The organism is Pseudomonas putida NBRC 14164, from assembly GCF_000412675.1.
GTDB classification, from domain to species: Bacteria; Pseudomonadota; Gammaproteobacteria; order Pseudomonadales; family Pseudomonadaceae; genus Aquipseudomonas; species Aquipseudomonas putida.
This window is the reverse complement of the sequence record NC_021505.1, coordinates 2,325,106-2,342,358: the sequence shown is the minus strand read 5'-3', so window position 1 is coordinate 2,342,358 and position 17,253 is coordinate 2,325,106. Positions and strand designations below refer to the sequence as shown.

15 protein-coding genes are annotated in these 17,253 nt (G+C 63.7%); 7 read left to right on the top strand and 8 right to left on the bottom strand.

Annotated elements, in window-relative coordinates; all coding sequences use genetic code 11:
• Positions 1–10: 10 nt before the first annotated feature.
• From PP4_RS10495 to PP4_RS10465, 7 genes are all read right to left on the bottom strand, one after another.
• Positions 11–1,207: an NAD(P)/FAD-dependent oxidoreductase gene (locus tag PP4_RS10495; protein WP_016499156.1), complete on the bottom strand. Its 1,197-nt coding sequence runs from the start codon at positions 1,205–1,207 to the stop codon at positions 11–13.
• 136 nt (positions 1,208–1,343) lie between these two features.
• Positions 1,344–2,156 (bottom strand): NAD-dependent epimerase/dehydratase family protein, encoded by an 813-nt coding sequence (locus PP4_RS10490; RefSeq protein ID WP_016499155.1) that lies wholly within the window; start codon positions 2,154–2,156, stop codon positions 1,344–1,346.
• Between the two features lie 25 nt (positions 2,157–2,181).
• Entirely contained in the window at positions 2,182–3,384 is a 1,203-nt protein-coding gene (locus PP4_RS10485) for a pyridoxal phosphate-dependent aminotransferase (RefSeq protein ID WP_016499154.1), read from the bottom strand.
• A 3-nt stretch (positions 3,385–3,387) separates the two neighbouring features.
• On the bottom strand, positions 3,388–5,052 hold the full coding sequence (locus PP4_RS10480) for a hydantoinase B/oxoprolinase family protein (protein WP_016499153.1): 1,665 nt from the start codon (positions 5,050–5,052) through the stop codon (positions 3,388–3,390).
• A 23-nt stretch (positions 5,053–5,075) separates the two neighbouring features.
• On the bottom strand, positions 5,076–7,151 hold the full coding sequence (locus PP4_RS10475) for a hydantoinase/oxoprolinase family protein (RefSeq protein WP_016499152.1): 2,076 nt from the start codon (positions 7,149–7,151) through the stop codon (positions 5,076–5,078).
• A gap of 195 nt (positions 7,152–7,346) precedes the next feature.
• Positions 7,347–8,102, bottom strand: a complete 756-nt coding sequence (locus PP4_RS10470; RefSeq protein WP_016499151.1) for an SDR family oxidoreductase — start codon at positions 8,100–8,102, stop codon at positions 7,347–7,349.
• Positions 8,095–8,844, bottom strand: coding sequence for an SDR family NAD(P)-dependent oxidoreductase (locus tag PP4_RS10465; protein WP_016499150.1), 750 nt, complete (start codon positions 8,842–8,844; stop codon positions 8,095–8,097). The genes PP4_RS10470 and PP4_RS10465 overlap by 8 nt, the downstream gene beginning before the upstream one ends.
• A gap of 84 nt (positions 8,845–8,928) precedes the next feature.
• On the opposite strand from PP4_RS10465, the gene PP4_RS10460 reads away from it, so the two are divergent.
• The 4 genes from PP4_RS10460 (at position 8,929) to sfnR (ending at position 12,637) form a co-directional block, all read left to right on the top strand.
• Entirely contained in the window at positions 8,929–9,519 is a 591-nt protein-coding gene (locus PP4_RS10460) for a TetR/AcrR family transcriptional regulator (RefSeq protein ID WP_016499149.1), read from the top strand.
• A 250-nt stretch (positions 9,520–9,769) separates the two neighbouring features.
• The gene (gene msuE / locus PP4_RS10455) at positions 9,770–10,330 is read left to right on the top strand and encodes an FMN reductase (protein ID WP_016499148.1); all 561 of its coding nucleotides are present in this window, start codon (positions 9,770–9,772) and stop codon (positions 10,328–10,330) included.
• 9 nt (positions 10,331–10,339) lie between these two features.
• Positions 10,340–11,527 carry an acyl-CoA dehydrogenase family protein gene (locus tag PP4_RS10450; RefSeq protein ID WP_016499147.1) on the top strand — a complete coding sequence of 396 codons (1,188 nt, stop codon included), beginning with the start codon at positions 10,340–10,342 and terminating at the stop codon, positions 11,525–11,527.
• A gap of 9 nt (positions 11,528–11,536) precedes the next feature.
• A complete protein-coding gene (gene sfnR, locus PP4_RS10445; RefSeq protein WP_016499146.1) occupies positions 11,537–12,637 on the top strand; it encodes a sigma54-dependent transcriptional activator SfnR in 1,101 nt (366 codons plus the stop codon).
• A 110-nt stretch (positions 12,638–12,747) separates the two neighbouring features.
• Here the strand turns inward: sfnR and PP4_RS10440 are convergent, their stop codons facing one another.
• Complete coding sequence (locus PP4_RS10440) at positions 12,748–13,374, bottom strand: glutathione S-transferase family protein (protein WP_016499145.1); 627 nt, start codon at positions 13,372–13,374, stop codon at positions 12,748–12,750.
• Positions 13,375–13,539: 165 nt separating this feature from the next.
• Between PP4_RS10440 and PP4_RS10435 the strand changes: the two genes are divergently transcribed.
• From PP4_RS10435 to PP4_RS10425, 3 genes are all read left to right on the top strand, one after another.
• Positions 13,540–14,859, top strand: coding sequence for an NAD(P)/FAD-dependent oxidoreductase (locus PP4_RS10435; RefSeq protein ID WP_016499144.1), 1,320 nt, complete (start codon positions 13,540–13,542; stop codon positions 14,857–14,859).
• Between the two features lie 12 nt (positions 14,860–14,871).
• On the top strand, positions 14,872–15,654 hold the full coding sequence (locus tag PP4_RS10430; RefSeq protein WP_016499143.1) for an NAD(P)-binding domain-containing protein: 783 nt from the start codon (positions 14,872–14,874) through the stop codon (positions 15,652–15,654).
• 222 nt (positions 15,655–15,876) lie between these two features.
• The gene (locus PP4_RS10425) at positions 15,877–17,253 is read left to right on the top strand and encodes an MFS transporter (RefSeq protein ID WP_016499142.1); all 1,377 of its coding nucleotides are present in this window, start codon (positions 15,877–15,879) and stop codon (positions 17,251–17,253) included.

The window sequence follows — 17,253 nt, the reverse complement described above, 5'->3', positions numbered from 1 at the left end:
TGCGCTGCGGTCAGATGACCGAATCTTCCAGGAACGGCTTGTTGTCGATCACCCGCTGGTAACTCAGCGCGCCCAGGTCGAGCGACCGGTAGCCGCCATAGGTGATCAATTCGGACAGCCCGCGACCAATGGCCGGTGCCTGCTGCAGCCCATGCCCGCTGAAGCCATTGCAGAACAGGAAGTTGTTAACCTCGTTATGCGGGCCGACGATGGCGTTGTGGTCCAGCACGCAGAAGTCGTAGTGCCCGGCCCAGAAGTTGACCACCTTGATGCCTTCGAACGCCGGCACCCGCTCAGCGAGGATCGGCCACACCTCTTCGTCGAACTCCTCGTGCAGCACGTCGAAATCTTCGAAGTCCACTTCCGGGTCGTTTTTCGGGTAGGTACCGCCCAGGTAGAACTTGCCTTCGGGGCGGAAGAACACCCCGGTCGGGTCGATGGTCAGGGGCACGGTGCCTTCCAGCGGGGTACGGCAATCGAACACGAACAGCGAGCGGCGGCGCGGCTCGACCGGGATACCCAGGCCGGCCATGCGCGCCACCTTGGTACCGCGGGTACCGGCACAGTTGACCAGCAGGCCGCAGCCGATGCGCTCTCCGCTGGCCAGTTGCACGCCGGTAATCCGGTCGCCTTCACGCTGGACACTCACCACTTCGTTCTCGATGTACTCGATGCCCATCGAGCGCGCCTTGCGGCGGAAGCCGTTGAGCATGCCCAGGCTGTCGAACCAGCCTTCGCCGCTACGCCCGTAGCTGGCACCGGCGAGGCTGTCGATGTTCACCCAGGGGAATTTGCGCTGCAGCTGCTCGGGGTCGAGCAAGTGCACGTCGGCGCCGTGGGATACCTGGGTATCGTGCAGGCGGCGCAGCACTTCGTAGCCTTTGTCATCACCCAGAAACAGGTAGCCGTTCTCGTGGAAGGCCAGGTCCGGGCGATCGCCATCCACCTCCATCACTTCGGGGAAGCTGCGCACGAACTCGGCACCGAATCTGGAAATTTCGATGTTGATCGGGTTGGAGAACTGCTGGCGGATCGAGCTGCTCGATAGCGCGGTGGCCGACTTGTTGTAGGTCCAGTCACGCTCGATGACCAGTACCGAACCGTTGAAGTCCGGGTTGTTGGCCAGGAAGTAGGCGGTGGCGCTGCCGTTGACCGCGCCACCGACGATCACCACATCGTAATTCTGTTGTTTAGCGGTGGAAGCCATGGAGTTAGCTCTCTCCTGATGTTGTGATATACAAGATTCACACTCGCCACGCGGGCTTCTTTTGCCCGCACCGGCCTCTTCGCGGGTAAACCCGCTCCCACAATGGGCCGCGCTGTCCCTGTGGCAGACGAGGCGATTATTTTGGGTCTTCGAAGTGCCCGGCGCCGGCGAAGTTGCCCCCGTGGTAGCGCGCGGCCGGTTCGTTCGGATCCAGTGGCGGGTGCTCGGCCAGCACCTTGTCACGGTAGTCGTCGGCGCTGTCCTTGGGCACGTAACCGATGGACGAAGCCAGGCGGTTGTCCCACAGGCTTTCGCGGTTGGCCGACATGCCGTAGATGATCATGTGCCCGACCCGCGGCGCCAGCAGCGAGCGCTCGGTGAGCTGGGCGAAGTCGTCGAACGACAGCCAGGTAGCGAGCATCCGCCGGTCCAGTGGCTCGGGGAACGACGAGCCGATGCGCAGGTTGACCGACTCGATGGCGAACTTGTCCCAGTAGTAGCGGCCCAAGTCCTCGGCGAAGCACTTGCTGACGCCATACAGGCTGTCGGGGCGGTGCGCGGCGGTTGCGTCGATGGTTTCGGTGCGGTCGTAGAAACCGATGGCGTGGTTGGAGCTGGTGTACACCACACGCTTGACGCCATTGCGCCGTGCCGCTTCGTAGATGTTGTAGGTGCCAACGATATTGCCGTTGAGGATCTTGTCGAAGGTGTCCTCCACGGGTACGCCACCCGCATGCACGATGGCGTCGACACCTTCAGTCAGCGGCAGCACATCGTTGAAATTGGCCAGGTCGCAACGCACCAACTGTTCATGGGGCGCAGCGTGGCCCATCTCGGCGATGTCGGTCAGGCGCAGCTCGTCGGCGAAGGCGGCCAGGTGCTTGCGCAGCACGCTGCCAAGGCGTCCGGCGGCGCCAGTGATCAGCAGTCGTTTGAAAGGCTTGCTCATGTCTTACCTCGAATGCTTGGTGGGGTCAGGACAGCGCCGCGAACGCATCGCGCAGCTGCCCCAGGGCTTGTTCCAGTTCCTGCCGCGAAGTGGCGAACGACAGACGAAGGTAGGGCTCAAGGCCAAACGCCGAACCCGGCACGGTCGCGACCTTGCCAACCCGCAGCAGGTAGGCCGAAAGGTCGGCATCGTTACCAATGACCTGGCCATCGGGGGTGCGCTTGCCAATGAAGGCACTGACCTCAGGGAAGGCATAAAACGCGCCCTGTGGCATCTGCAATTGCAGGCCCGGGATCTGCGCCAACCCCTGTACCACCAGCGCGCCACGCGCCTGGTACTCGCGGTTGGCTTCGCGCACGAAGTCCTGCGGCCCATTCAGCGCCGCCACGGCCGCCAGCTGCGAAATGCTCGACGGGCAGGTGGTGGTCTGCGATTGGGTCTTGTTCATCGCCACCACCAGGTCTTTTGGACCGGCGGCGTAGCCAAGCCGGTAGCCGGTCATGGCATAGGCCTTGGACACACCGTTGATCAGCAAGGTGCGCTCACGCAACTGCGGGCAAGCCGTGACGAAGGACACGAACGGCTGATCGCCCAGCACGATGTGCTCGTAGATCTCGTCAGAGATGATCAGCACGTTCGGGTGCCGCTCCAGCACCGTCCCCAACGCAGCAAACTCTTCCCGGGTGAAAATCGCACCGCTCGGGTTGTTCGGCGAGTTGAGCATCACCCAACGGGTGCGTGGGGTGATGGCAGCTTCCAGCTGTTCGGGCTTGAGCTTGAAGCCCTGCTGCGCGCTGCACGGGATGACCTTTGGCACGCCACCATTGAGCAGGGCCATGTCGGTATAAGACACCCAGTACGGCGCCGGGGTGATTACCTCGTCACCCGGCTCGAGCGTAGCGAGGAAGGCATTGAACAACAGTTGCTTGGCACCATTGCCCACGCAGATTTCGTCCAGGCCATAGACCAGATCGTTTTCCCGGGCAAACTTGTCGACGATGGCCTGGCGCAACACTTCAAGGCCATTGGGCCCGGTGTAGTGGTTGTTGCCCGCGCGCATTGCCTGGTACGCGGCCTCGATCACGTGAGCCGGCACGTTGTAGTCTGGCTCGCCAAGGGCCAGGTTGATGACCGGTTCGCCCTGGGCCAGCATCTGCTTGGCCAGTACCGACACCGCCATGCTTGGCGAGCTTTTTACCGCACGCACGCGGCTGCTTTGCACGTCCATTTTCTAGCGCTCCTGGGCGGCGTCGAAGCCGTAGTCGTTGCGTGCCTGTTCGGCGCTGATGTAGCCCGCACGCACATCGCGTTCAACCTGTCTGGGGTCGCGCTGGCGCGGGTCACCGTAGCCACCCCCACCGGGCAGGCGCAGCACCAGGCGACGCTCGGCAGGCACGAACTGCTGGCCCTTGCCGCGCAGCAGGCTGCCATCGTCCAGGCCGACAAAACCTTCGGCGCCCGCTTTGCCACCCTCCAGGCCGCGTGCCGGGTACTGGATACGGTCGAACATGGCACTGAAGCGGAAGCTGTAACCCTCGGCCGCCGACACTTCGATCTCCTGGCCCAGGCCGCCGCGCAACTGGCCGGCGCCACCAGAGCCTTCACGCAGCTCCTTGCGCCACACCACCACCGGGCCAGCATGCTCGGTGGCTTCCACCGGCATGGTGTGCACGCCGCTGGGGAACGCCGTGGCACTGAGGCCATCCATCGCCGAACGGGCACCCATGCCGCCACTGTTGAACATCAGCATCTCGGCATTCCGGCCAGTCGGGTTGCTTTCCAGCGGGCGCACGCTCAGGTGCAGGTTCCACAAGGCACTGGCGCCCTCGGCCGGCACTTTGCCGGGCAGGCACTTGTGCAGTGCGCCGAGCACCAGGTCGGGCACGAAATGGCCCAGCACATGCCGCACCGACACCGGCGCCGGGTGCTTGGCGTTGAGGATGCAGCCTTCCGGCGCAGTGACCTCGAACGGCGCCAACGATGCAGTGTTGTTCGGGATTTCCGGCGCGACGATGCATTTGAGGCCATAGCAGGCATAGGCCTTGGCGTAGCCCAGCGGCACGTTGATGCCGAACTGGCTCATGCCCGAAGTGCCGGTGAAATCGCTCTTGATGCCGTCGGAGCCAACAGTGAGGGTCACCACCAGGGTCACCGGCACGTCGTAGCCATCCAGGGTCATGCTGTTGGTGTAGGTACCGTGGGGCAACGACTTGAAGCATTCAAGGGTAGCGCGGCGGCTGTGCTCCAGGATGAAGCCACCGATGTGTTCCAGGTCATCCAGCTTGAACTCTTCGAGCATGTCCAGCAGGCGTTTGTGACCGGTCTCGTTGCACGCCGACAGCGCATAGAAGTCGCCGACTACGCGGTCGTTCTCGCGCACGTTGTTGCGCAGGATGTTGATCAGGTCGCGGTTGACCTTGCCGCGCTCGAACAGCTTCATGATCGGAATGAACAGCCCTTCCTCGTACACCTCGCGGGCATCGGGGCCAAAACCGCGGCCACCGATGTCCACCACGTGGGCGGTACTGGCGAAGTAGCCGATCAGCCTGCCTTTGTAGAACGACGGCGAAACGATGGTGATGTCGTGCAGGTGGCCGGTACCCTTCCACGGGTCGTTGGTCACGTACACATCGCCTTCGAAGATGTTATCTTCGCCGATGTCGTTGATGAAGTGCACCACCGCCTCGGCCATGGTATTGACGTGGCCCGGGGTACCGGTGACTGCCTGGGCCAGCATGTTGCCGGCGCGGTCGAACACCCCCGCAGACAGGTCGCCGGCTTCACGTACGCTGGTGGAAAACGCGGTGCGGATCAGGGTCAGCGCCTGCTCTTCGACCACCGAGACCAGGCGGTTCCACATCACCTGCATTTGAATGTCGATCAAAGTATCGCTCATGGTTCTGGATTCCGAATCAGGCGTTAGCGGCGCACGACCAGCAGGCAGCCGTCTGGCTGGACCGTGGCGGTGAAGTTGGAGGTGACGAAGGTCGAAGTTTCGCGCTCGACGATGATCGCCGGGCCGTCCATACGGGCACCGACCTGCAGGTCTTCGCGTGGGTAGATGCTGGCTTCGACGAAACCGCCAGCGGCCACGTCGAACACCTGGCGCCGCGTGACTTCGTGGGCGCGGTAGGCAGCGCCCACTTCTTCGATGCGTGCCACCGGCGGCAGCGGCGAACTGGCCCGGACCGACCAGCTGACGATCTCGATGTCCGGCCCTTCGATGGGGCGGCCGAAGAAGCGGGTGTAGGCTTCTTCGAAGCGCGCCTTGAACTCCACCGTGTCGGCAGCGCTGAAGGCTTTGAAAGGCAGCGCAACGGGGATTTCCCAGCCCTGGCCGACATAGCGCATGAATGCGGTGCAATCCATTTCCGGCTCGCCTTCCGGCATGCCCTGGCGCAGGAAGCCCAGCGACTCGGCTTTCATCTCGTCGATCAGGCCGTTGACTTGCGCGGCCTCGAACTCGGACAGGCGCACGAAGGCGCTGCGTACGGCCTCATAGCCGAACGGCGCACGCAGGAAGCCAATGGCCGAGCCCACCCCGGCACCGGCCGGGACGATGAAACGCGCCACGCCCATTTTTTCGCACAGCCGCGCAGCGTGTAGCGGGCCTCCACCACCAAAGGTGATCATGGTGTAGTCGGCGATGTCTTTGCCGCTTTCCACCGCGTGCACACGGCCCGCGTTGGCCATATTCTCGTCGACCACTTCGCACACACCGAACGCTGCTGTGTCGGCCTGCATGCCCAGCGGCTGGCCGATCACCCGGGCCATGGCGTTGGCGGCGTTGTCTCGGGACAGGCGTAGCGCGCCACCGGCGAAGTTGTCGGCATCCAGGCGACCAAGCAGCAGGTTGGCGTCGGTGATGGTCGGTTCCAGGCCGCCACGGTCATAGCAGGCCGGGCCAGGCTCGGAAGCCGCGCTGTGCGGGCCCACGCGAATCTGGCGCATGCTGTCGATGCTGGCGATGGAACCGCCACCCGCGCCGATTTCGACCATTTCCACCACCGGGATGGAAATCGGCATGCCGCTGCCCTTCTTGAAGCGGTAGGTACGTGCAACTTCGAAGGTTTTCGCGGTTTTCGGCACCTGGTCTTCGATCAGGCAGATTTTTGCGGTGGTGCCGCCCATGTCGAACGACAGCACGTTCTCCAGCTGGTAACGGCGGGCGATGTCGGCAGCAAAGATAGCACCACCGGCCGGGCCGGACTCCACCAGGCGCACCGGGAACTCGGCTGCGCTCTGCACCGAGATGATGCCGCCGCCGGAGTGAATCATGAACACCGGGCAATCGGCGCCCTCTTGCTTGAGGGTAACCACCAGGCGGTCCAGGTAGGATTTGATCAGCGGCTTGACGTAGGCATTGGCGCACACGGTATTGAAGCGCTCGAACTCGCGCATCTGCGGCGAGACTTCACTGGAGATGGAAATCGACAGCTGCGGCAGGCGCGCCTGCAGGGCATCGCGCAGCTGGCGCTCGTGGGCGCCGTTGACGTAGCTGTGAATGAAGCCGATGGCGACGCTCTGGTAGTTGCCTTCGGCGATGCGCTCGACCAGGGCATCGATTTCGGCCTGCGCTGGGGCAATCAGCACTTGGCCTTTGACATTCAGGCGTTCACGCAGGGTGTAGCGGTGTTCGCGGTCGATCAGCGGCGGCGGCAGGACGATGTTGATGTCGTACTGCTCGAAGCGGTTCTCGGTGCGCATTTCCAAGGTGTCGCGCAAGCCTTCGGTGGTGATGAAGGCTGTGCGTGCGCCACGGCGCTCGATCAGGGCGTTGGTGGCCAGGGTGGTACCGTGGATCAACTGATCAATGTCCGACAGCGCCAGGCCTGCCTGCTCCACCACCTGGCGCACGCCGGTGAGGATGGCCCGCTCGGGCAGCTCATAGTCGGTCAGGATCTTGGTCGAATGCAGCACGCCGTTCACGTCCAGCGCGATATCTGTGAAGGTCCCGCCTATGTCCACGCCGACCCGGCATGATGTCGCAGTCATCGTCATATCCCCTGCAGTGCTTTGTAGTTTTCTCGACCGGCTGAAACGGTCTTCATGTAAGTTATATGTTGTCTTACAGGTGGTCAAGCATCTCTTTACTCGAATCTTGCCTTCCTATGCCGGCTTCTGCGGGAGCGGTTCATTGAGGGGTCGAACCGCCGCGAAGAGACCGGCACAGGCAACACAACTGCTAGATCAACCCGCAGTCTTGACCATCCGCCCGCCACCCACCGCCTGCGCCGTGGGGAACACTTCCAGCCGCGACACATCCACCTGCCGGGGCATCTTCAGCGCCGCCAGCAGCAGCTGTGCGATGTCTTCCGGCTGGATCGACTCGTAGCCGTCATACAGCTCGCTACCCGCTGCCTGCATGCCCATCGCTGCCTTGTACAGCTGGGTCTGCACCCTGCCCGGGGCAATTTCGGTCACCCGCACCCCGCTGCCCAGAAGGTCACAGCGCAAGGCATCGCAGAACAGGCTGACGCCGGCCTTGGACGCCCCGTACACCGCCGCACCAGGGTGCGGCGCACGGCCAGCACTGGAACCGATGAAAAACAGATGCCCCCTGCCCCGCCCGACCATGCCCGGCAACACCTGGCGCGCCAGGTGCAGCGGCGCCTTGAGGTTGATGTCGAGCATATTGTCGATTTCGGCTTCGTCGATGTCCTGGAACGCCGCACGGGTAGACAGAATGCCCGCATTGTTGACCAGCACATCCACCGCCTGCCCGTCCAGCGCGGCAGCCAGCGACCGGTAGTCGCGCACATCCGCCTGCAAGGTTGTCACACCTGGCTCGCCAGCAAGCTCCGCCAGCGCCTGCGGGCTGCGCCCCACGGCAATCACCTGCAGGCCGGCGTCACGCAGCGCCAGCACGATGGCCTTGCCGATACCGCTGGTAGCCCCGGTGACCAGCGCGCGCTGGTAGCCCTCGGGGAATGCGACTTCAGGCATAGATGTAACCCCCGCTGACAATCACGTTTTCCCCCGTGGCATAGCTGTTGCGGCTACTGCCCATCATCACGATCCACTCGGCGATTTCTGCCGGCTCCGCCGCGCGGCCCAGCGGGTTGGCGGCGGCCAGTTCGCCAAGGAAGCCCAACTGCTTGGCGCGCTCGGTGGCAAAACCGGCCGGCGCCACCGAGTTGACCAGGATCTGGTCCTTGGCACAGGCCTGGGCGAACGATTTGGTCAGGCTTACCACCGCAGCCTTGGTCGCCGCATAGTGGGCGTTTTGCGGGTGGGCCTTGAAGGCATCAACCGAGGTGACGTTGACGATGCGCCCGGTCACCTCCGGGGCTGCCACGTACTGCTGCATGTGGCGCACCGCCGCGACCATCATGTGGTAGGTGCCCTTGATGTTGACGGCGTTTTCCAGGTCCCACTCATCGTCGGTGATCTCGAAGATGTCCTGGCGCGGGTAGATGGCCGCGCTGTTGACCAGGCAATGCACCCGCCCCAGACCTTCGACGATCTGGACAAAGGCTGCGTGGGCGGTGTCCTTGCGGGCAATGTCACCGACTGCGATTGCCACCTCCACGCCCTGCCCGCGCAGCTCTTCTGCAGCTTGTACCAACAATTGCTCGTTGCGGTCGATCAGGCCGATTTTGCCAGCCCCACGCTTGACCATCAGTCGGGCTGTTTCCAGGCCCAGACCCGAGGCACCACCTACGATCACCACCGTTTGATTATCCACAAAACACCTCCGCGATTGAGTCTTTACGTAAGATGCCTGTTGTCTTACATTTGGTCAAACATCAATTCGCCGACAGGTGCTGCCATGCCCGCTTCCAGCCTTTCGCCCGTACCCACCCCACACGCCCGGGACCGCTTGCTGGACGCGGCTACCGCGCTGTTTGCCAGCCATGGCTACCAAGCCATCGGCCTGCGTGACCTGGCCAGCCACCTGGGCCTGCGCGCCGGCTCGCTGTATCACCATATCGAGAGCAAACAGGGCCTGCTGTTCGAGCTGATCGAGTCGAGCCTGACCGACCTGCTGTACGAAACCCGACAATGCCTCAAAGGCGCCGGAGCGACCAGTGAACGTTTGCCCTGTTTTGTGCAGGCCTTTGTGACTTACAGCCAGGCCAACCCGGACAAGCTGGTGTTGCTGATGCGGGAGGCCATGAACCTGAACGAGGACCAACTGTTGCAAGTTGAACAGTTGAAAGCTGAATACATCGGGCTACTCAGCGACATCGTCGCCGCCGAGTGCGGCCTGACGACACCGCGCGCGCGGTCGATTGCCCATGCAGTGATGGGCTTGCTGTGCGGGCAGGCGCAATGGGGGAAGGTAATGACGGCCAGGGAGCAACTGGTGACCTTCGTGCAGGGCATCGTCGGTACTGGCAAAACAGCAGTACCACAATAAAATGGAATAACAATATAAATTCTTATTCTTTTTTTACTAGAGAATAATCCTCTATAACTTTCCCCACTGCACAGCCGCCAACACTTGGCCAACTGTTGGCAGCGCAACAACCGATCAACACGAAACACCCGTCCGGCAACAGCAGCACGCTCTTTTAGGCTGTTAACTTGTTGATTTATATGTATTTTTCTAATTCGGCACGACGATTGCTCAAGCAAAGTCCCGCTCAACCAGAACCGGAGACCTGCCCATGAGCACCCCACTGAACGTCGTAGCCCTGTCCGGCGGTACTTCCCGCCCTTCGCGCACCCTGGCCCTGACCGAGGCGATCCTCGCCGAACTGGGCGAGCACCTGCACATAAAGCCGCACCTGATCGAACTGGGCGACATCGCCCGCCCGCTGGGCAGTGCCCTGTGGCGCAGCGAACTGCCCGAGACCGTCGAACAGCAGCTGCGCCTGGTGGAAAAGGCCGACCTGCTGGTGGTGACCACCCCCGTGTACCGCGGCAGCTTCACCGGCCACTTCAAGCACCTGTTCGACCTGATCGGCCAGGACGCCCTGGTCGACACCCCGGTACTGCTTGCCGCCACCGGTGGCAGTGAACGCCATGCACTGGTGCTCGACCACCAGCTGCGTCCGCTGTTCAGCTTCCTGCAGGCCCTGACCCTGCCCATCGGCGTGTTCGCCAGTCAGGCGGAACTGGCCGACTACCAGGTGTCCAGCGATGCCCTCGCCGCCCGTATCCGCCTGGCCGCCGAACGAGCCGTGCCGCTGTTCGGCGCCCACCACGCATTGCGTAAAAGCGCCTGAGGAGCGGCCATGAATGCACCGGTAAATGCCCCCCTGCGCCCGGCCCTGGCCATCGCCCGAGAACTGGCCGGGCAGTTTGCCCAGACCGCCGTCGAGCGCGACGAGCGCGGCGGCACGCCAAAAGCCGAGCGCGATGCCCTGCGTGGCAGCGGCCTGCTGTCGCTGGTAATCCCGCAGGCCTTCGGCGGCCAGGGCGCCAACTGGCACGACACCTTCGCGGTGGTGCGCGAGTTCGCCCGGGTCGACAGCTCCATTGCCCATGTATTCGGCTTTCACCACCTGATGCTGGCGACCGTGCGCCTGTTCTCACGCCCGGACCAGTGGCAGCCGTGGTTTGAACAGACCGCCCGCAAACAGTGGTTTTGGGGTAATGCCCTGAACCCGCTGGACACGCGCACGGTGGTCAAGCACTTCGACGGCTGGTGCGAGTTTTCTGGCAAGAAAAGCTTCTGCTCCGGCGCCAGCGACTCGGAAATGCTGATCGCCTCGGCGGTGGACGAACGTGCCGGCGGCAAACTGCTGATCGCCGCCATTCCCAGCGGCCGCACCGGCATCAGCCTGCACCGCGACTGGAACAACATCGGCCAGCGCCAGACCGACAGTGGCAGCGCCACGTTCGAGCGGGTGCGGGTCGAGCACAATGAACTGCTGCTCGACCCGGGCCCCCTGAGCACGCCGTTTGCTGCCCTGCGGCCGCTGATTGCCCAGCTGCACTTCGCCAACCTGTTCCTCGGCATTGCCGAGGGCGCCTTCGACGAAGCCCGCCAGTACACGCTGAAAGAAAGCCGGCCGTGGTTCCGCTCCAGCGCCGCCAGCAGTGCCGAAGACCCTTACGTGCTGCGCCATTACGGCGAGTTCTGGGTCGGCCTGGAAAGCGTGCGCCTGCTGATCGAAAGGGCCGCGCGCCAAATGGACGCCGCCTGGGCCAAGGAACACGCGCTCACCGCCGAGGAGCGCGGCGACCTGGCCCTGGCCATCGGCACCGCCAAGGTCGCCGCCAGCCGCCACGGCCTGGACATCTGCAACCGCCTGTTCGAAGTCACCGGTGCCCGTGCCACCCATGCCTCGCTGCGCTTCGACCGGCACTGGCGCAACCTGCGCACGCAAACCCTGCACGACCCGGTGGACTACCGCATTCACGAACTCGGCGAGTGGGCCCTCAACGACAAACGCCCTGCCCCATCCTTCTACTCCTGAGGACTGCCCATGCAACTGCTGACCCTCCCCCCGTCACCGACACTGGCTACCTCGATCAGGGCGACCGCACAGGTCTTCGAAGACCCCAGGTCGCAGGCGCTGCTCGCCCACTTGCAACAGGTCGCCCCCAGCGAGGCCAGCGTCCTGATCATCGGCGAAACCGGCACGGGCAAGGAGCTGGTCGCACGGCACATCCACAACCTCAGCGGCCGGCGCAACGGGCCGTTCGTTGCGGTCAACTGCGGCGCGTTCTCTGAATCGCTGGTGGAAGCCGAACTGTTCGGCCATGAAAAAGGTGCCTTCACCGGCGCCCTGTCGGCCAAGGCCGGCTGGTTCGAGGAGGCTAACGGCGGCACGCTGTTCCTCGACGAGATCGGCGACCTGCCGCTGCCGATCCAGGTCAAGCTGCTGCGCGTGCTGCAGGAGCGCGAGGTGGTGCGGCTCGGGTCGCGCAAGAGCATCCCGATCAACGTTCGGGTATTGGCCGCGACCAACGTGCAGCTGGAAAAGGCCATCAACGCCGGGCATTTCCGTGAGGACCTGTACTACCGGCTGAACGTGGTGACCTTGCAGTTGCACCCGTTGCGCGACCGCCCGGGTGACATCCTGCCGCTGGCCCGGCACTTCATCCGCAGTTACAGCGACCGGCTGGGCTACGGGCCGGTGGAACTGAGCCCCAAAGCCCAGGCCAAGCTGGTGGAATACAGTTGGCCGGGCAATATCCGCGAGCTGGAAAACGTGATTCACCACAGCTTGCTGACCTGTGGCGAAGGTACGATACAGACACAGGACCTGCGTTTGTCCAACCTGCGCATCGAGCGGCAAGAAGAGGAGCCGACATGCAATGGGGTGGAGGATTTGCTGCAGCGGGCGTTCAGCCGTTTGTACGAGGAGCAGTCGGGCGACCTGTACGAGAAAGTGGAAAACGCCCTGCTGCGCTCGGCCTATCGGTTCTGCCATTACAACCAGGTGCATACCGCGCAGTTGCTGGGGTTGTCACGCAACATCACGCGCACGCGGCTGATTGCGATTGGCGAGCTGGTGGTGAACAAGCGGCGCGGGCAGGAGCAGCAGGTGCTGGATAACCGGGTGGTGCGGTTGTCGATCTGAGGCTTGTAGTGCCTGAGCTGGCCCTTTCGCGGCTAAAGCCGCTCCCACAGGGACAGCGCAAGCTTAAAGCTTATGCAGTAACTGTGGGAGCGGGCGTGCCCGCGAATGGGTCAGGATGCCGTGCGCGGCATCAGCTCATAAGGGTGCTTCCACCCTGGCAGCCCCTGGATTCGCGCCTTCCACGCCTCTATATGGGTGAAGTCTGCCAACGCAATGCCAGTGTCCTCCGGCATGAACACGTACCCTGCCAACGACAGGTCGGCGATGGTCAGCCGGCCGCCGACCATGAACGGCGTCTTCGCCAGGTGCGCGTCGACAATGCGGTAAGCCGCCGTGGCACGCTCCCGCAGGAACCGGGTCACGTCCGTTTCGCCGGTGTTCTTCAGGCAGAACAGGAAGCGCAACGCGGCGTAATAGCTGGTGAACTTGTGGTTGTCGAACAGCATCCAGCGCCAGATCTCGCGCTTTTCGTCATCGTCACGCGGGCCGAACTGGCCGGTCTGTTCGGCAAGGTATTCCAGGATCAGCGCAGACTGGGTGAAGGTCTTGCCGGCGTGCTCCAGCACCGGCACCTCGCCCTGCTCGTTCACCTCGTCACGCCAGGTTTGTTCCCTGGTCTGGCCATGAAAGAAGTCGACGAACACCGGCTGCCAGTCCTGGCCCGTGAGTTCAAGCATCAGCGCAGCCTTGTAGGCGTTGCCGGATTCGGCGAAGCAATGCAGCTTGTAGTCGGGCATGGTGGGACCTTCAATTTCCTTTGAATGATCTGTAGCCCGAGCAAATCACGCCCGACCCGAAACGGTCAATGCCCTCAGCCAAAACATCCCATTCCCCGTCCCTCCCGTCATAGTCCCCGCCCAACCGCCAATGCCATAGTGGAGAAAACAACACGGATAAAAACCATGTACAGAAACACCTCTACCCCCGCGGACGACAACGGTTGCGGCTGGTTCCACCTCAGCCCGCCGCGCCAGCCACGCGCCGCGCACCAGGGGCGGAGCGAGGCGCGCTGGGTGGTGCTTGGCGCGGGCTTCACCGGCCTGGCCGCCGCGCGGCAACTGGCCTTGCATCACCCTGACGACGAAGTGATCCTGGTCGACGCCCAGGAAGTCGGCTTCGGCGCCTCGGGGCGCAACTCCGGGTTTGCCATCGACCTGCCCCACGACATTGGCGCCGCCGACTACATCGGCGACCTGCCCACGGCGCGGATGAACCTCAAACTCAACCTGCGCGCGCAGGCGATCTTGCGCGAATTGATCAACCAGCACGGCATCGACTGCCAGATCCGCCCGGACGGCAAGTACCAGGCGGCCGTCGAAGACAAAGGCCTGGCGGTGCTCGAAGCCTACCGCAGCGGCCTGGAAAAACTCGGCCAGCCTTACCAGATGATCGATGCCCGCGACCTGCCCGAGCACTTCGGCACCACCTTCTACCGCAAGGCGCTGTACACCCCGGGCACCCAGTTGCTGCAACCGGCGGCCCTGGCCAAAGGTCTGGCCGACAGCCTGCCGGGCAACGTGACCCTGCATGAACGCACCACCATCACCCACATCGAGCAGGACCGGCGCATCACCCTCAAGCACGCCAATGGCCAGGTCGTCGCCGACCAGCTGTTGCTGACCAACAATGCCTTCGCCTCGTACTTCGGCTTCCTGCCTGGCCGCCTGCTGCCGATCTTCACTTACGCCAGCATGACCCGCCCGCTGACCGAGGACGAACAAGCCCGCCTGGGCGGCAAGAACACCTGGGGCATCATCCCGGCAGACCCGTTCGGCAGCACCCTGCGGCGCACCCCGGACCAGCGCCTGCTGGTGCGCAACAGCTTCAGCTTCAATGCCGACGGCCGCGCCAACCCACGCCACATCGCCCGTGCCGGGCGCCAGCATCGCGATTCGTTCGAGCGGCGCTTCCCGATGCTGTCGGGCATGGCGTTCGAATACACCTGGGGTGGCTCGATGTGCCTGTCGCGCAACCACCTGTCGCACTTCGGTACCCTCGCACCCAACGTGCATGCGGCGCTGTGCTGCAACGGCCTTGGCATCACCCGTGGCACCGCTACCGGCAGCCTGCTGGCTGACTGGCTGAGCGGCGAGCGCGACGAGCTGATCGACTTCCTGCTGGGCTCCGCAGGCCCCAACCGCAACCCGCCGGAGCCGCTGCTGAGCGCGGGCGTCAACCTCAACCTGCACTGGGGCCAGCGCCGTGCCGGCCTGGAAAGCTGACAAGGAGGCACCATGCATAGCCTTGGCATTCTCGGGGTGGGCGAACTCACCGAAAAAGTGGTCATCGGCCTGCGTCGCAGCGGTTTCGAGGGCCCCATCCTGCTGTCACCCCGCAATGCGCAACGGGCAGCCCTCCTGGCCCAGGAGCATGGCTGCCAGGTGTTGCCGAGCAACCAGGCAGTGGTCGACCAGGCAGATCTGGTGATCCTTGGCGTGCGCCCGCATTCGCTCGCCGAACTGGCAGATGAGCTACACCTGCGCCCCGGCCAGCGCCTGGTTTCGCTCGCCGCCGGGGTCAACCTTGCACAGCTGTCCACTGCGTTCCCTGGCGCCCTCTGTGTGCGTGCGATGCTGTCGTATGCGGCGCAGTACAACCAGTCCACGGTAGTGGTTTGCCCACCCGATGCGCTCACCACCCAGTACCTGGGGCCACTGGGCAAACTGGTGGTGCTGCACGGCGAGCCAGAATTCGAACTGGCCACCGTGGCGGCGTGCATGAATGGCTGGTTCTACTTCCTGCTGCACGACCTGCAGCAGTGGCTGATGGACAAAGGCCTGCCCGCAGCCGAAGCGCGTGCGCTGGTGCTGGGCAACCTGCAAGACTGCGTGGCCAGTGCCGGGCAGCAGCCAGCGTACACGCTCAAGGCCTTGGGCCAAGCCATTGCCACCCCGGGCACCTTTACAGCCGATGGCCTGGCGGTGCTGATGCATCAGCCGGTAAGCGCCACCTGGGGGGCGGCATGCGAGGTGGTGCTGGACGGGTTGTTGACGCGGTCAGGGCTGGCCGGGCACTGAGCGTCACAGGGCCGACGACAGCATCGCCGGCCCCGCCTGCCGCTACACCCGCGCCGTGTCCTTCTCAGCGCCTCAGCCGTATCTGCGCAGCAGCTCCACCGTCCGCACCACCCACAGTCATCCCATCCCATGACTCGTCCGAGCCGTTATAGGGCGCCCGCGCCAGCCGGTGCCATAGTGCCGCCACGTTAGTGCACCACATAACAACAAGAGGTAAGCCGTATGTCCGTTTCCAAACGCTCCGTAGAAGATGCGCCGCTCAACGGGTTCCACCGCAAACTGACGGTCTATTCCGCTGGCGGGCCTTTTCTCGATGGCTACGTACTGAGCATCATCGGCGTCGCCATGCTGCAAATTACCAATGCCTTGCAGCTGTCGGCCCTGTGGGAAGGGCTGATCGCCGCGTCAGCATTGATTGGTGTGTTCCTGGGTGGTTTTCTCGGTGGCTGGTTCACCGACAAGTACGGGCGCAAGGTCCTGTACCTGAGCGACCTGGTCGCCATCGTCGGTTTTTCAGTGGCGCAGTTCTGGGTCGAGTCGGCCTGGGCCCTGTTCGCCTGGCGGTTGCTGATCGGTATCGCGGTCGGTGCCGACTACCCGATCGCCACGTCGTTGCTGGCCGAGTTCCTGCCACGCAAGCAACGTGGGCCGTTGCTGGCGGCCATGGTGCTGATGTGGTTTGCCGGTGCCGCCGTGGCCTACATGGTCGGCGAACTGCTGCTGCGTGTGGGCGGTGAAGACGGTTGGCGCTATGTATTGGCCAGCGCCCTGATACCGGGTGCGCTGTTCCTGATTGCCCGCAGTGGCACACCGGAATCGCCACGCTGGCTGCTAAGCAAAGGCCGAACCGCCGAAGCCGACGCCGTGATCAAGAAAGTCTATGGGCCAGACTACTCCATTGCCGACCTTCCGGAGCAGACCACCGATAAGCCGGTGTCGGTGTGGTCGCTGTTCCACTCCGGTTACGGCAAGCGCATGGCCTTTGTCACCCTGTTCTGGACCTGCGCGATCGTGCCACTGTTCGCCATCTACTCGTTCGCCCCCAAAGTGCTGCAGGCACTGCAACTGACAGGCGACTGGGCGGCCTTTGGCTCCATCGCCATCACCTTGCTGTTCACCCTGGGCTGCCTGCTGGCCACCAAGCTGATCAACCGCCTGGGACGGCGAAACATGCTGATCCACAGTTTCCTCTGGTCGGGCATGTCGCTGGTGCTGCTTGGGGTGTTCCCGGATGCCTCGCCAACGACCGTACTGGTGCTGTTCGGCGCCTATGCCGTACTGATCGGCGGCGCCCAGGTGCTTGAATATGTCTACCCCAACGAGTTGTTCCCGACCGAAATCCGTGCGTCGGCGGTGGGCCTGGCCACTTCGTTGTCACGCATCGGCGCGGCCGTGGGCACGTACCTGGTGCCGATATCCCTGGCCTCCTACGGCATTGCCAACACCATGTTCGCTGCCGCCCTGATCTCGCTGTTCGGCGCCCTGATTTCCTGGTGGCTCGCCCCCGAGACCAGCAAGCTCGACCTACAGCAAGCCGCGGCGCTTGGTAACCCCACCCGCACCTCTACCGCTACCAAACCCGCTGTTCGTAAAGCCTGA